Below are 12,918 nucleotides of genomic sequence, written 5' to 3'. Positions count from 1 at the left end.
GTGGAGCCCGAGGTGCAGGCCTACGCCATGGCCAAGTACTCGCGCTCGGCGCTCTCCATGAAGGAGTCCCTCAAAGAGATAAACGAGCAGAAGGCGGAAAAGTTTCTCAATACCTTCTACTTCCAGTACGGGCACCGCTCTATCGCCGACCTGGCGCACATCGCGCTGGCTATCGAGCGGCTTTCCATCCTGGCGGCCATCGCCATCGTGGACGAGCCGCGCTGGGACGGGCAGGAGCGCTCCACCCGCTACCAGGACTTCAAGAAGAGCGGCTACTACGTCCCGGACTTCGGCGGCGACGAGGAATCGGGACGGCTTTACCAGGAGACCATCGCGTTCCTGTTCGCCGAGTACGAACGGTTCTCGGAGGGGATGTTCCGGTATCTCGAGGAGCGGACGCCGCGGCCCGCGGAGATGAAGCCGGAGGCCTACGAGCGCACGCTGCGCGCCCGCGCCTTCGATCTCTCACGCTACTTTCTTCCCCTGGCCGCCTACACCTCGCTGGGCGAGATCGTGAACGCCCGGACGCTGGAGAACCAGATCGCGCACCTGCTCTCGCACACTCACGGCGAGGTGCGTCAGCTCGCGGAGCTTTTGAAGAAGGCGGCGCGCGAGCCCGCCTACAACGCGAATCATGACGCCTGGCGGGCATTGGTGGAGGAGGTCCGGGCGCTCGATCCGGTGCTGGGCGAGCGGGCGGCGCAGGCGTTGTTGAAGGAGGTCCGGGCGGCGCCCACGCTGGTGAAGTACGCCGAGGCCAATCCCTACGAGATCGAGACCCGGCGAGAGCTACGCCAGGCGGCCGCGGAGCTGATGGCCGGCGCCGAGATCGCCCAGGTCAACCGGGTGGACCTGCTGGAGGACGATGCGCTCGAGGTCGAACTGGCCACCACGCTGCTCTACGCGCACTGTCACTATCCCTATAAGCAGATTTGCAAGCAGGTGAAGGGGCTGGAGGGCGCGCGCCGCGAGGAGATCGTCGAACTGGGAATGAAGCACCGCGGCAAGCGCGACGAGCTGCTGCGGCCCTTTGCCTGCGGGCAGAGGTTCCGCTTCGACATCCTGATGGATATCGGTGGCTTCCGCGACATGCACCGCCACCGCCGCTGCGTGCAGATTTTGCAGGGCTTCACCGCGGCGCACGGCTACGAGACGCCGGAGGAGATTTCCGGCGCCGGGATGCGGGAGCGATACGATGCGGGGATGACGCGCGCGGCCCAGGCCGCGGCGCAGCTCACGACGCAGCGGCGCGCCGCGGGCCATGCCGAGAGCGAAGAGAGCGCGCAGTATCTGCTTCCTCTGGCCTATCGCTGCCGGACGCTGTTCAAGATGGACTTTGCCGAGGTGCTCTACATCGCCGAGCTGCGCACCACGCCCGCGGGCCACTTCTCCTATCGCAACGTGGCCTACGACATGTATCGGGACGTGGCGCGGAAGTATCCGGCGCTGGCGAAGTATTTCCGGGTGACGGACGTGAGGGAGCCGGTGGACCTGCTGAAGCGGTAACTGGCCGGTTTCTCCTGTTTCGCCTTTTATTCGCTGTTGGGCGAGGTTTCGGGTATAATCCGGGCGTCGTGCAGGCTTGTTCCGAATCCGGAACAAGAAACAGATTCCCGGCTTGGGCTGGCTTTTTCGGTGTAGAAAGCGCCGACGCAAGACTTTAGGAGAGCATTCATGGCTGACGAGAAGGGCAAGGCGATCGACCTGGCAATGGCGCAGATCGAGAAGCAGTTCGGCAAAGGCTCCATCATGCGGCTGGGGTCGAAGGGGCCCATCGTTCCCATCTCCGTCATCCCCACAGGCGCCATCTCCTTCGACCTGGCGCTGGGCGTGGGCGGCTTCCCCCGCGGCAGGGTGGTGGAGATCTTCGGCCCGGAGGCCTCGGGCAAGACCACCATCGCGCTGCAGGTCATCGCCGAGGCGCAGAAGACGGGCGGCATGGCCGCCTTCGTGGACGCCGAGCATGCCCTCGATCCCGCCTACGCTAAGAAGCTGGGCGTGGATGTGGACAACCTGCTGGTGTCGCAGCCCGACTGGGGCGAGCAGGCGCTGGAGATCGCCGAGGCCCTGGTGCGCTCGAACGCCATTGACGTGCTGGTGGTGGATTCGGTCGCCGCGCTGGTCCCCAAGGCCGAGCTGGACGGCGAGATGGGCGACCACCACGTCGGCCTGCAGGCGCGCCTGATGTCGCAGGCGCTCAGGAAGCTCACCGGCATCGTCTCCAAGTCGCGCACCTGCATGATCTTCATCAACCAGATCCGGGAGAAGATTGGCGTGATGTTCGGCAACCCGGAGACCACCTCCGGCGGCCGGGCGCTGAAGTTCTACTCCTCGGTGCGCATCGACATCCGGCGCATCGCCGCCATCAAGGAAGGCGACCAGGTGGTGGGCTCGCGCACCCGGGTGAAGGTGGTGAAGAACAAGGTCGCGGCGCCCTTCCGCGACGCCGAGTTCGACATCCTCTACGGCGAAGGCATCTCCCGCGAGGGCGACCTGCTAGACCTGGCCGTGACCCAGGGGCTGGTCGAGAAGTCTGGCACTTGGTTCAGCTTCCGCGGGGAGCGCCTTGGGCAGGGCCGCGAGAACGCGCGCAACTTCATGCGCGAGAACAAAGACATCACCCAGAAGCTGGACGTCGAAGTGCGCCAGGCCCTTGGCCTGCTCGCCCCCGCTGCGCCCGCCCCCGTCCCCGCCGAACCCATGCAGAAAGAGCAGGCTCGGGCCGTGGCACGGAAGTGAGAGCGGCGTAGCTCTTGCTGAGGGATTCCTTGGCTGGCGACCCCATTCTTAGGATTGTCATCCCGAGCGAGCGCGACCCGAGTCCGCCCAGGCGGACGAGGAAGTGCGAGTCGAGGGACCTAGGGCCCTCCAAGTCGAGTGACGGGAAGATTGTAACGGTGGCGCCGGAGCGGGACAAACGGGTGCGGCTTTTTCTGTGCGCGGCGGCGCGGCGGCGGTGATATAAAAGCCCTTGGTCCCGCGGACAAGCATGAAGCCCGTCATCGCCATCTACCCCGGCTCTTTCGACCCGCTGACCAACGGGCATCTGGACCTGGTCGAGCGCGGCAGCAAGATCTTCGACGAACTCATCGTCGCCATTCTGCGCCACCCGGAGAAAGCCCCGCTGTTCACCCTGGAGGAGCGGCGCGAGATGCTGGAGAGCATGACCGCGCGCTTCAAAAACGTACAGGTGGACACCTTCGACGGCCTGCTGGTGGACTATGCGCGCAGCAGGGGAGCGGGCGCTGTGCTGCGGGGCATCCGCGCCATCAGCGACTACGAGTACGAGCTGCAGATGGCGCTGATGAATCGGAAGCTCGATCCGAAACTGGAGACCGTGTTCATGATGCCGGCGGAGAAGTACTCGTACCTGAGTTCCCGGCTGGTGAAGGAGATTTCACGCCACGGAGGCTCGGTGCGCGGGCTGGTGCCGGCGATGGTGGAAGAGGGCCTGCGCGCCAAGGTCAATCGCGTCGCAAAACCCGTCCCCATTCAGGCCAAGCGAGGGAGCAAGAAACAAAGATGAGCGCCACAGCGGAAGTGAAGACGTCGCCCCTCACGCAGCGCATCCAGCGCATCGAGATCTCCGCCACGCTGGCGGTGGTGAACGAAGCCGAGAAGCTGCGCGCCGCCGGCGCCGACCTGGTGGATTTCGGCGCGGGCGAGCCGCACTTTGCCACGCCCCAGCACATCAAGGATGCCGCGGTCGCCGCCCTCGCAGCGAACTTCACCAAGTACACGGCGGTGGCAGGGACGGCCGAGCTGCGCGACGCCATCGTGCGCCGGCACGCCGTTGACCTGGGTTCGGGATACAAACGCGAGGAGGCCATCGCCTCCGTCGGTGGCAAGCACGCGCTGTTCAACGCCATCCAGGTGCTGGTGGACCACGGCGACGAGGTCATCGTACCCGTGCCCTACTGGGTCTCGTTCAAAGACATCATCCAGTACGCGGGCGGCGCCTGCGTCTTCGTCGAGACCGATGAGCGGCAGGGCTTCCAGCTCACCGCCGCGATGATCGAGCGCGCCCTCACGCCGCGCACCAAGGCCATCATCCTGAACTCGCCGTCGAATCCCTCGGGCGCGGTCATGAGCGCTGCGGACATCGCGGCCATCGTGCGCCTGGCGCACCAGCGCGGCATCTACGTGGTCTCCGACGAGTGTTACGTCTATCTGGATTTCGCCGGGAAGCCGTTCTCCGCCGGCTCGCTCACCGACTGCAAGGAGCATCTGGTCATCATCGGGTCGCTGTCGAAAACCTACGCCATGACGGGATGGCGGCTGGGCTACGCCTTGGCGCCGGCGCCGATCGTTTCCGCCATGCAGAAGCTGCAGAGCCAGTCCACTTCGAACCCGACCTCCATCGTGCAGAAGGCGGCAGTGGCGGCGCTCAACGGGCCGCAGGAGTGCGTGGCGGAGATGCGCGCCGACTACATCCGGCTGCGCGACCAGATCGTCACCGGCTTACGCGGGATTTCGGGCGTGGCCTGCACCCAGCCCGAAGGGGCGTTCTACGCCTATCCCAACGTTTCCAGCTACTTCGGGCGCGGCGGCATCCAGTCGGCTTCGGACGTTGCCGGACGCCTGCTGCGCGAGGCGGGCGTGGTCACCGTCCCCGGCGAGGGCTTCGGCACGCGCGAGCACATCCGCATCTCCTATGCGACCTCGGCGGCGGAGATCGAGAAGGGCCTGGGGCGCATGCGCAAGTTCTTCGGCGCGCTTTAACAGCGGCTGGAACAGGGCCTCCGTGCTCCCTCGTATCCTTTGTGGTTAGGTTTTTTCCCGCGCTTGTTACCATAGTCCGCTCTCATGTCCGACCTCTATCCACTGCTGCTGTTGCCCGAGTTCAAGGAGCGCGTGTGGGGTGCGCGCGACCTGGCACCCATCTATCCCAACTACAAGATCGAAGGCGAGCCCATCGGCGAGGTGTGGCTGACCGGTGACGACTGTCGCGTGGCCAACGGCCGGCTCACGGGCCAGACGCTGGGCGTGCTGGCGCACCGCTATGGGCGGGAGCTGGTGGGTGAGGCTGCGCCCCAGGCGGAGCGCTTTCCCCTGCTCGTCAAGTTTCTGTTTCCCCGCCAGAAGCTGTCGGTGCAGGTGCATCCCAGGGACGAGGACGCGAGGCGCGCGGGCCTCCCTTGCGGCAAGAGCGAGTGCTGGTACGTGGTGAAGGCGGAGATCGACGCGCAGGTCGGGCTGGGCCTGAAGCCCGGCACCCAACGCGCCGACTTCCAGGCCGCGGTCCGCCGCGGCGACCGCGCCGACCAGTTGCTCAACTGGATCTATATCAAGCCCGGCGAGATGATCTACAACCCCGCGGGCACGGTGCACGCCATCGGGCCCGGGTCGGTGCTGGTCGAGATCCAGCAGAACTCCGACACCACCTACCGTCTGTATGATTACGACCGCTCGCGCCAGCTGCACCTGGAGCAGGGTTTTCAGGTGATGCGGGAGCGCACGGGAGCCGGGCGGGTTGTGCGCGGCAGCCAGGAATCCATGCTGGCCGTTTCCCCGTGGTTCCGTGTGGAGAAGTTTCTGGTGGAGGGGGAAAAGATCCAGATCCACAAGAACACGCGACCGTCCTCGGCGTGGGTTGTGATGGGGCTCGATGGCTGTGGGGTGTTGGCGGCGGGCGGAAGCGAGACCAGCCTGGCCACGGGCGATGCGCTGGTCGTCCCGGCGGGGGTTGCGGAGTTCACGGTCCGGCCGCAGTGGCGTCTCGAGTATCTTTCCATCGCAGTGCCGGCGCCCGGGGCGCCGCATCCTCCGACCAAAGCGAGCTGAGAGGTTTGTGGGCAAAGCGAATTTCTATCCCGTGATCCTGGCCGGAGGAAGGGGAACGCGTTTCTGGCCCGTGTCACGCCGGCGGCGCGCCAAGCAGCTTTTGGCGCTCGACGGGAACGAGACCATGCTGCAGCAGACGGTCGCGCGGCTCGCGCCGCTGGCGCCGGCGCGGCGCTTCTGGGTCATCACCAACAGCGAACTGCGCCCGGAGATTCTCCGCCAGGTGCGCCGGCTGCCGGCAAAGCAGGTCCTCGCCGAGCCCGTGGGACGCAACACCGCCCCGGCCGTCGGATTGGCGGCGTTTCTGCTGATGCGGCTCGATCCCACAGCCATCATCGGAATGTTCCCCGCCGACCAGGTGGCGGCGGACGCCGCGCGCTTCCGCAAGGTGGTGCAGCAGGCGGCGATGATCGCCGGAGCGGGGGAGAACATCGTGGTCTTGGGCGTGAAGCCGACGCGCGCCGAGACCGGATATGGCTACATCGAAACCGGCGAGCAGATGGCGCCGGGCGTCCTTCGCGTGTGCCGCTTCGCTGAAAAACCCGATGCCGCGCGCGCCCAGGAGTTCTTGAGGGCCGGCAAACACCTCTGGAACAGCGGCGTGTTTGTTTGGAGCGCGCGCACCCTGGTAAACGCGCTGCGCGAACATCTGCCGGCGACCGCCGCGCGGCTGGAGAAGATCGCCGCGGCCCACGGCACGGGGAAGTTCGCCTCCGTGCTGCAACGCGAGTATCCCAAATGCGACAGCATCAGCATTGACTATGCGGTGCTGGAACCGCGCTCGGCCAAGGGAGAGGCGGCCTCAAAGCTCTACTGCATCCCGGCGGATTTCGGATGGAACGACCTGGGCTCCTGGGCATCGCTCTACGAGCACAGGGCGGGAGCAGACGGCGCCAACGTCAATATCAACGCCAACGTCATTCATGCAACTGGCCGCTACGAGCTAGACGCCTCCGGCAACTATGTCCACGCTCCCGGCAAGTTCGTCGCGGTCGTGGGCGTGAAGGATGTGGTGGTGGTCGAGACCGAGGACGCACTGCTCATCATCACCCGCGACCGCGCCCAGGACGTCGGCAAGATCGTGAAGCACTTGGAAGAGAAGAAGAGGAAGCATCTCCTGTAGCTGCCGGCAGCGACCGAGTGTTTTGTCCACTGACATCCAATTCGGCACCGACGGCTGGCGCGCGGTCATCGCCGACGACTTCACCTTCGACAACGTGCGCCGGGTCGCGGCGGCCGTCGCCTCCTACGTTCTGAAGCACGAAGACGCAGCCCGCGGCATGGCCGTGGGCTATGACACGCGCTTCGCCTCGCGCCGCGCCGCGGAGTTGGCGGCCGAGACGCTAGCAGCCGCCGGAATCCCCGTGTGGCTGTCGAACGACTACGTTCCCACGCCGGTGGTCTCGTTCACCGTGAAGCATCGCGGCCTGGCCGCAGGCGTGGTCATCACCTCCAGCCACAACCCGTGGAACTGGAATGGTCTGAAGGTGAAGGCGCGCTACGGTGGCTCCGCCTCGCCCGCCATCATGAAGAAGATCGAAGAAGAGCTGCGCGCGGGCGCGGCGCCCAAAGGCACAGCGGCGAAGATCGAGGCTGCCGACTTCAAGCCGGACTACGTCCAAGCCATCACCAGCCTGGTGGACATGGAGCGCATCACGCGCGCCGGCTTCCGCTTTGTGATCGACGTGATGTACGGCTCGGGCCGCGGCGTGCTGGCGGGAATCTTCCAGCAGCATGGCATCGAGCACCTAGAGATCCGCGGTGAGGTGAATCCGCTGTTTCCCGGCATCAACCCCGAGCCCATCGAGCCGCACGTGCGGGCAGCGCAGGAGGCGGTGGTGCGGGAGCGCGCGCATGCCGGCTTCCTCTGCGACGGCGACGCCGACCGCATCGGCGCGGTGGACGAGCGCGGCGGATTCGTCGATGCCCACAAGATCTTCTGCATCCTGCTGCGTTGGATAGTGGCGCGCCGCGAGTGGCCGGGCGAAGTGGCGCGCGCCTTCAACTCTACACATATGGCCGACCGCATCGCCGCGCGCTTCGGACGCACGTTGCACGTCACCCCGGTGGGCTTCAAATACCTGGGCGCCTTGATGATGGAGCGCGACATCGTGATCGCGGCCGAGGAATCGGGCGGCATCGGCATCCAGCGCCACCTGCCCGAGCGTGATGCGACGTTGAACGCGCTCCTGCTCGCCGGGGTGATGGCCGAGGAGAGCAAGACGCTCGCCCAATTGGTGGATCAGGTGCAACAGGAGTTCGGCCCACACTTCTACCTCCGCCGCGACCTGCACGTGGACGACGCGGTCAAGGAATCCGCCATCCAGCGCGCCTTAGACCTTAAAATGGGTAGTTTGAGCGGCTACAAGGTTCTGCGCCGGGAGAGCATTGACGGGGTCAAGCTGTACCTGGACGCCCCGCGGGAGCGCGATGGCGCCGAGCCCTGGCTGCTCTTGCGGGCTTCAGGCACCGAGCACCTGCTGCGGTTGTATGCCGAGGCATCGTCGCCGCAACTAGTTGCGGACATTCTGGGTGCGGCCGAATCTTTCGTAAACGCGGGATGACGGAACTAAGGAGTGGTGGATTGACGGAAGCGTCCACGCAATCGCACGATGCCGGAGCGGCGAGGCGGTATAACCGCATCCGGCGCGAACTGGGCATCGCCGACTTCCTGCTGGGCGTGGGAATGTTCGGGGCCCTTCTGGCCACGGGCTGGACCGGCCACCTGCGCGACCTTGCCTACTGGGCCGCGCGGCAGAACTACACCCTCGCCGTCTTCTTCTACGTGGTGCAGCTCATGCTGCTGAACAAGCTGCTGGGAGTGGGCCTCGACTACTACGGCTTCCGCCTGGAGCACGAGTACCACCTCTCCAATCAGAAGGTGAAGTCCTGGGTCTGGGACGAGCTCAAAGGATGGCTGGTGGGTCTGGTGCTGGCCACGGTGGTGGTCGAGCTCATCTACCTGGCCATCCGCCTGGCGCCGCAGTACTGGTGGCTGATCGCCTGGGTAGTGTTCATCGTGCTCTTCATTTTCTTCACCCAGGTGGCGCCCATCGCCGTCTTCCCGCTCTTCTACAAGTTCGTCCCGCTGGAGGACGAAGACCTGAAGCAGCGCCTGCTGCGCCTGAGCGAGCGCGCCGGGACCAAAGTCCGCGGCGTGTACGAGTGGAAGCTCTCGGAGAAGAGCCGCAAGGCCAACGCGGCGCTGGTGGGACTGGGGAACACCCGGCGCATCATCCTCGCCGACACCCTGCTCAAGGACTACTCTCACGACGAGATCGAAGCGGTGCTGGCCCACGAGCTCGGCCACCACGTGCACAAGCACATCCTGCAGAGCATCGTGGTACAGGTGGGGATCACCCTCGCCGGCTTCTGGGCGTCGAACTGGGTGCTGCGCTACGCCATCGAGCGGCGGGGAATGTTCCTGAACCTCTCCGACTTCGCCGGGCTGCCGCTGCTGGCGCTGGTCTCGACGGTGATGTCGTTCCTGCTGATGCCGGCGCTGAACGCCTACTCCCGCCGCAAGGAGCGCCAGGCTGATCGCTACAGCTTCCAGGCCATCCCCAGCATCGGGCCGTTCGTTTCTTCCATGAATAAGCTGTGCGAGCAGAACCTGGCGGAGCGCGAACCCTCACCCGTGGTGGAGTGGTTCTTCCACTCCCATCCGGCGATTTCCAAGCGCGTGGCCGCGGCGGAAGCCTGGGCGCGGACGCAACGCGCGGCCAGCTAGCGCCTGTTGTTCAGTAGCGCTTCCACTCGCTTCAAGTCATCCTCCGTGTCCACCCCGATGGTGTCGTAGGGCGTCTCGGCCACGTGGATGGGGATGCCGTTCTCCAGGAAGCGCAGTTGCTCCAGGCGCTCCGCGCGCTCGAGCGCCGACTCGGGAAGCGCGGCGAAGCGGTCGAGCGCGGCTTTGCGGTAGGCGTAAAAGCCGAGGTGCTTGAAGTAGCGGACTGCGCCCGCGGCATCGCGGTCGTGGGGAATGGCGGCGCGGGAAAAATAGAGCGCGCGCCCGGCGGCGTCCGTCACCACCTTCACGGCGTTGGGATTGGGGACGTCGGTGGACGAGCACGGCGTCTTCAAGGTCGCCACCTGGACGGCGGGATCGGCGAAGAGCGCGAGCAGCGCGGCGATGTGCTCGGGGTGCGCCAGGGGCTCGTCGCCCTGGATGTTGAGGTAAACGTCGGCGGCCATGGATGCCGCCACCTCATGCACGCGCTCGGTGCCGCTGCGATGCGCGCTCGAAGTCATGCGCACGCTCCAGCCGCGCTCGTGAGCCAGGGCGGCGACTTCCTCGGAATCCGTCGCCACCACAACCTCGGCCAGCCCGGAGGCTTGGCGCACCGCCTCATAGACGTGCGCCAGCATGGGCTTGCCCGCGATCTCGCGCAGGACCTTGCGCGGCAGCCGGGTGGATTCCAAACGCGCCGGGATGATGGCGATGGCTTTCATGAGTGGAGAGCGATTCTAGCCGCGCGAGAGCCCGCTGTCACCGCCGGGCGAGGTTTGACACTGTTTGCGCGCGACTCTTAGAATCGAGTTGCGCGTGATGTTTGCCCGCTGTTCGCGTCATTCCCAGAAGCGTCAGGGCCTCCCCGTTGGCGGCGTAGCTCAGTGGCTAGAGCGAGGGTCTCATAAACCGTTTCTGGCCACTTAGCTAAGTTGTTGGACGGAGGGCAGAAATCCCTGCAACCCATTTTTGCTCTGTAGGTTGGCCTGCTGTGCCAAGGTTTGTCTGGCTGTACTGAGATTAGCCGAAATGAATGCGGAGTCCCCACAAAAGTCCCCACAGTCAAGCTGAGGCGAAACGAAATGGTTTCGGCCCAGTTTCCGAAGCCACTATGCGGTCCAGTGAACCCTGGATGCGCCACGTATTCACCATCGGCGTCCGGGAATGTCCATGTCGGCGGCCGTATGTGGTCGTAATTCAATCACCTCAGGCCACCCAGAAAATTTCACTTGACAATACCGGCCATCTGTCCTATTGTCCTATGACAGTAGGCCGACCATGATATTTCAGATCAATTTCAAGTCGGGCATGCCGATCTATCTCCAGATGGTGGATCAGATCAAGGCCGCCGCCGCCTCAGGGGCGCTGCGGCCCGGCGAGGCGCTCCCCTCTATCCGTCCGCTGGCTGAGGAACTGCGCGTCAACCGCAATACCGTCGCCAAAGCCTATTCCGAGCTGGAAAGCCTGGGCGTAATTGAAACGCTGCCGGGGCGGGGTTGTTTTCTGAAAGAGAATCATTCGGCATTGCGAAAGGAAGTCCGGCGCAAGCTGCTGATCGAGGAGATCGACCAGGCCATCGTGCAGGCGCACCATTTGCAGGTGCCCCGCGATGAGTTCCTCGAATTGATCCATGAACGAATGGATGTACTCGACGACAAACGGCGCGCTAATGAAGATCACAAGGAGGTCTGACCGGCCATGAGCTCTCCCACTCCCGTTATCCAAGTCGAGAATCTCGCTTACGCTTACGGACGCACCGAGGCGGTCCATGACTTGAGCTTGAAGGTACAGCCGGGCCGGTGTTACGGACTCTTCGGCCGCAACGGCGCGGGCAAGACGACCACCATGAAGTGTCTGCTCAATCTGCTCCGTCCGCAGGGCGGGCAGGTGCGCGTATTCGGTCTCGATCCGGCCAAGGCCGAAGTCGCGGTGAAGCGCCGTCTGGCCTACGTGCCGGATCAGGTCGCGTTCTATCCGTGGATGAGCGTTCGCGAGACGCTCGATTACCTGGCGTCCTTTCGGGAGCGCTGGAACCGGAAGACCGAGCAGGAGCTGCTGGAGCGTTTCCGGCTCGATCCGGCGCAGCGCACGGGTGATCTGTCAAAGGGCCAGCGGACTCAGGTCGCGCTGATCGCGGCGGTCTGCCCGGAGACGGACTTGCTGGTGCTGGACGAACCGACGTCGGGACTGGATCCCATCGTCCGCCGCGAGTTCATCGAGACGGTGATCGGCGCCTACCAGGAAGGCAATCCGGGCAACCGCACGATTTTTGTTTCCACACACCTCATCACCGAATTCGAGGGATTGATTGACGAGTTCACGATCATAGACGGCGGCCGCGCCGTGCTGACGCTCGACGCCGACCAGGCCCGTGAGCGTTTCCAGAAAATCCGCGCGCGCTTTGCTCAATCGCTGCCGGAGCTCGACCTCAAAGCGGCGTTGCGCGTGCGCCGCAACGGGCGCGAACTGGAGTTGATCGCCAACGGCGCCGGCCCCGAATTGATGGAGCGCCTGCGGCAGCACAATCCGGAGGCCCTCACGACCGAGGCGCTGACGCTCGAGGAAATCTTTGTCGCGACCTTGAAATCGTAGGAGACGAGAATGACCGCCAAAACCACGAGAATCCTCAAGGAAGCACGCCCCCTTTTGTGGCCCTGGTGCGCCGTGACCCTCGCGGGCGCGCTGCCGCTCGTTCTGCGTCAGTCAGATCCCATCCTGCTTGGAAGCAATATTCTGGAGATCAGTTTAGTGTTCACCGGCGTAGGCATTCTGCTGCTGGCGACTCTCTCGCTAGGCAACGAATTCCAACACCGCACGCTTTCTCTCCTGCTCAGTCAACCCGTCAGCCGGATGGAAATCTGGGGCGAGAAGATGAGCGTCACGCTCGTCGCCGTCCTATCGGCGGCCATGGTTGTCTGCTATGGCTGGCGGTCTGCGCTTCAGGAAGAACCGAAGCTTTGGGTGTTCGGTGGCGCATTAGTCATCACCACCATCGCTTCGGCGACATTTTGGACGCTAATCGCGAGATCAACGCTGGGCGGCCTCGTCCTGAGCTGTATGGTCCCCTATTTCATCGTTATTGTTGCCTGGGCGACCCTGCCAGAGCGGATTCGTGAAACCGGAGATTTCTCCTTGCCGGCAGCCATACCCGTGGTTTCGATCGCCACCTTCGCCCTCCTGTGCTACGCAGGTGTGATGCTCTGGCTTGGCCGGCGAACGCTGGCGCGGTTCCAAGTGACGGGAGGAATGGCCGGCGACGATTTGCTGATGGCCGTTCCAGGCGTGATGCCAGAAGCTTTGGCTGGATTGTTTCGCTGCCGGCCGACCGGTCCGTTTCTCAACTTGATCCGCAAGGAGCTTCGTTTGCTGCGGCCGCTCTGGCTGCTCACGCTGCTGGTCGTCCT

The 12,918-nt window shown here is 64.7% G+C and carries 12 protein-coding genes; 11 read left to right on the top strand and 1 reads right to left on the bottom strand.

Annotated features, from left to right (window positions below; translation table 11 throughout):
* From VGQ94_07580 to VGQ94_07545, 8 genes are all read left to right on the top strand, one after another.
* On the top strand, positions 1 to 1,506 hold the full coding sequence (locus tag VGQ94_07580) for an FAD-dependent thymidylate synthase (protein ID HEV2022375.1): 1,506 nt from the start codon (positions 1 to 3) through the stop codon (positions 1,504 to 1,506).
* A gap of 168 nt (positions 1,507 to 1,674) precedes the next feature.
* Entirely contained in the window at positions 1,675 to 2,739 is a 1,065-nt protein-coding gene (gene recA / locus VGQ94_07575) for a recombinase RecA (GenBank protein HEV2022374.1), read from the top strand.
* Positions 2,740 to 2,989: 250 nt separating this feature from the next.
* Entirely contained in the window at positions 2,990 to 3,526 is a 537-nt protein-coding gene (gene coaD, locus VGQ94_07570; GenBank protein ID HEV2022373.1) for a pantetheine-phosphate adenylyltransferase, read from the top strand.
* Positions 3,523 to 4,722: a pyridoxal phosphate-dependent aminotransferase gene (locus VGQ94_07565; protein HEV2022372.1), complete on the top strand. Its 1,200-nt coding sequence runs from the start codon at positions 3,523 to 3,525 to the stop codon at positions 4,720 to 4,722. Before coaD ends, VGQ94_07565 begins: the two co-directional genes overlap by 4 nt.
* Positions 4,723 to 4,806: 84 nt before the next feature.
* Positions 4,807 to 5,784 (top strand): type I phosphomannose isomerase catalytic subunit, encoded by a 978-nt coding sequence (locus VGQ94_07560; protein HEV2022371.1) that lies wholly within the window; start codon positions 4,807 to 4,809, stop codon positions 5,782 to 5,784.
* A gap of 7 nt (positions 5,785 to 5,791) precedes the next feature.
* Positions 5,792 to 6,907, top strand: a complete 1,116-nt coding sequence (locus VGQ94_07555) for a mannose-1-phosphate guanylyltransferase (GenBank protein HEV2022370.1) — start codon at positions 5,792 to 5,794, stop codon at positions 6,905 to 6,907.
* 22 nt (positions 6,908 to 6,929) lie between these two features.
* On the top strand, positions 6,930 to 8,348 hold the full coding sequence (locus tag VGQ94_07550; GenBank protein ID HEV2022369.1) for a phosphoglucomutase/phosphomannomutase family protein: 1,419 nt from the start codon (positions 6,930 to 6,932) through the stop codon (positions 8,346 to 8,348).
* 20 nt (positions 8,349 to 8,368) lie between these two features.
* Positions 8,369 to 9,514 (top strand): M48 family metallopeptidase, encoded by a 1,146-nt coding sequence (locus VGQ94_07545; GenBank protein HEV2022368.1) that lies wholly within the window; start codon positions 8,369 to 8,371, stop codon positions 9,512 to 9,514.
* On the opposite strand, the gene kdsB is transcribed toward VGQ94_07545, so the two are convergent.
* Positions 9,511 to 10,236, bottom strand: coding sequence for a 3-deoxy-manno-octulosonate cytidylyltransferase (gene kdsB, locus VGQ94_07540; protein HEV2022367.1), 726 nt, complete (start codon positions 10,234 to 10,236; stop codon positions 9,511 to 9,513). The genes VGQ94_07545 and kdsB overlap by 4 nt on opposite strands.
* A 556-nt stretch (positions 10,237 to 10,792) precedes the next feature.
* On the opposite strand from kdsB, the gene VGQ94_07535 reads away from it, so the two are divergent.
* The 3 genes from VGQ94_07535 to VGQ94_07525 form a co-directional block, all read left to right on the top strand.
* On the top strand, positions 10,793 to 11,206 hold the full coding sequence (locus VGQ94_07535; GenBank protein ID HEV2022366.1) for a GntR family transcriptional regulator: 414 nt from the start codon (positions 10,793 to 10,795) through the stop codon (positions 11,204 to 11,206).
* Positions 11,207 to 11,212: 6 nt separating this feature from the next.
* Positions 11,213 to 12,106, top strand: a complete 894-nt coding sequence (locus tag VGQ94_07530; GenBank protein ID HEV2022365.1) for an ABC transporter ATP-binding protein — start codon at positions 11,213 to 11,215, stop codon at positions 12,104 to 12,106.
* Between the two features lie 9 nt (positions 12,107 to 12,115).
* Positions 12,116 to 12,918: ABC transporter permease subunit (locus tag VGQ94_07525; protein ID HEV2022364.1), on the top strand; the 803-nt coding region annotated here is incomplete at its 3' end.

It is taken from the genome of Terriglobales bacterium (assembly GCA_035937135.1).
In the GTDB taxonomy this organism is placed as follows: Bacteria; Acidobacteriota; Terriglobia; order Terriglobales; family Acidobacteriaceae; genus DASYVL01.
Note: the sequence above shows the minus strand (reverse complement) of the source record. Positions and strands in the feature narration are given on the sequence as shown.

Coding starts and splice junctions, on each gene's coding strand:
- recA (HEV2022374.1), top strand. CDS start 1,675: ATGGCTGACGAGAAGGGCAAGGCGATCGACCTGGCAATGGCGCAGATC.
- coaD (HEV2022373.1), top strand. CDS start 2,990: ATGAAGCCCGTCATCGCCATCTACCCCGGCTCTTTCGACCCGCTGACC.
- VGQ94_07565 (HEV2022372.1), top strand. CDS start 3,523: ATGAGCGCCACAGCGGAAGTGAAGACGTCGCCCCTCACGCAGCGCATC.
- VGQ94_07560 (HEV2022371.1), top strand. CDS start 4,807: ATGTCCGACCTCTATCCACTGCTGCTGTTGCCCGAGTTCAAGGAGCGC.
- kdsB (HEV2022367.1), bottom strand. CDS start 10,236: ATGAAAGCCATCGCCATCATCCCGGCGCGTTTGGAATCCACCCGGCTG.
- VGQ94_07535 (HEV2022366.1), top strand. CDS start 10,793: ATGATATTTCAGATCAATTTCAAGTCGGGCATGCCGATCTATCTCCAG.
- VGQ94_07530 (HEV2022365.1), top strand. CDS start 11,213: ATGAGCTCTCCCACTCCCGTTATCCAAGTCGAGAATCTCGCTTACGCT.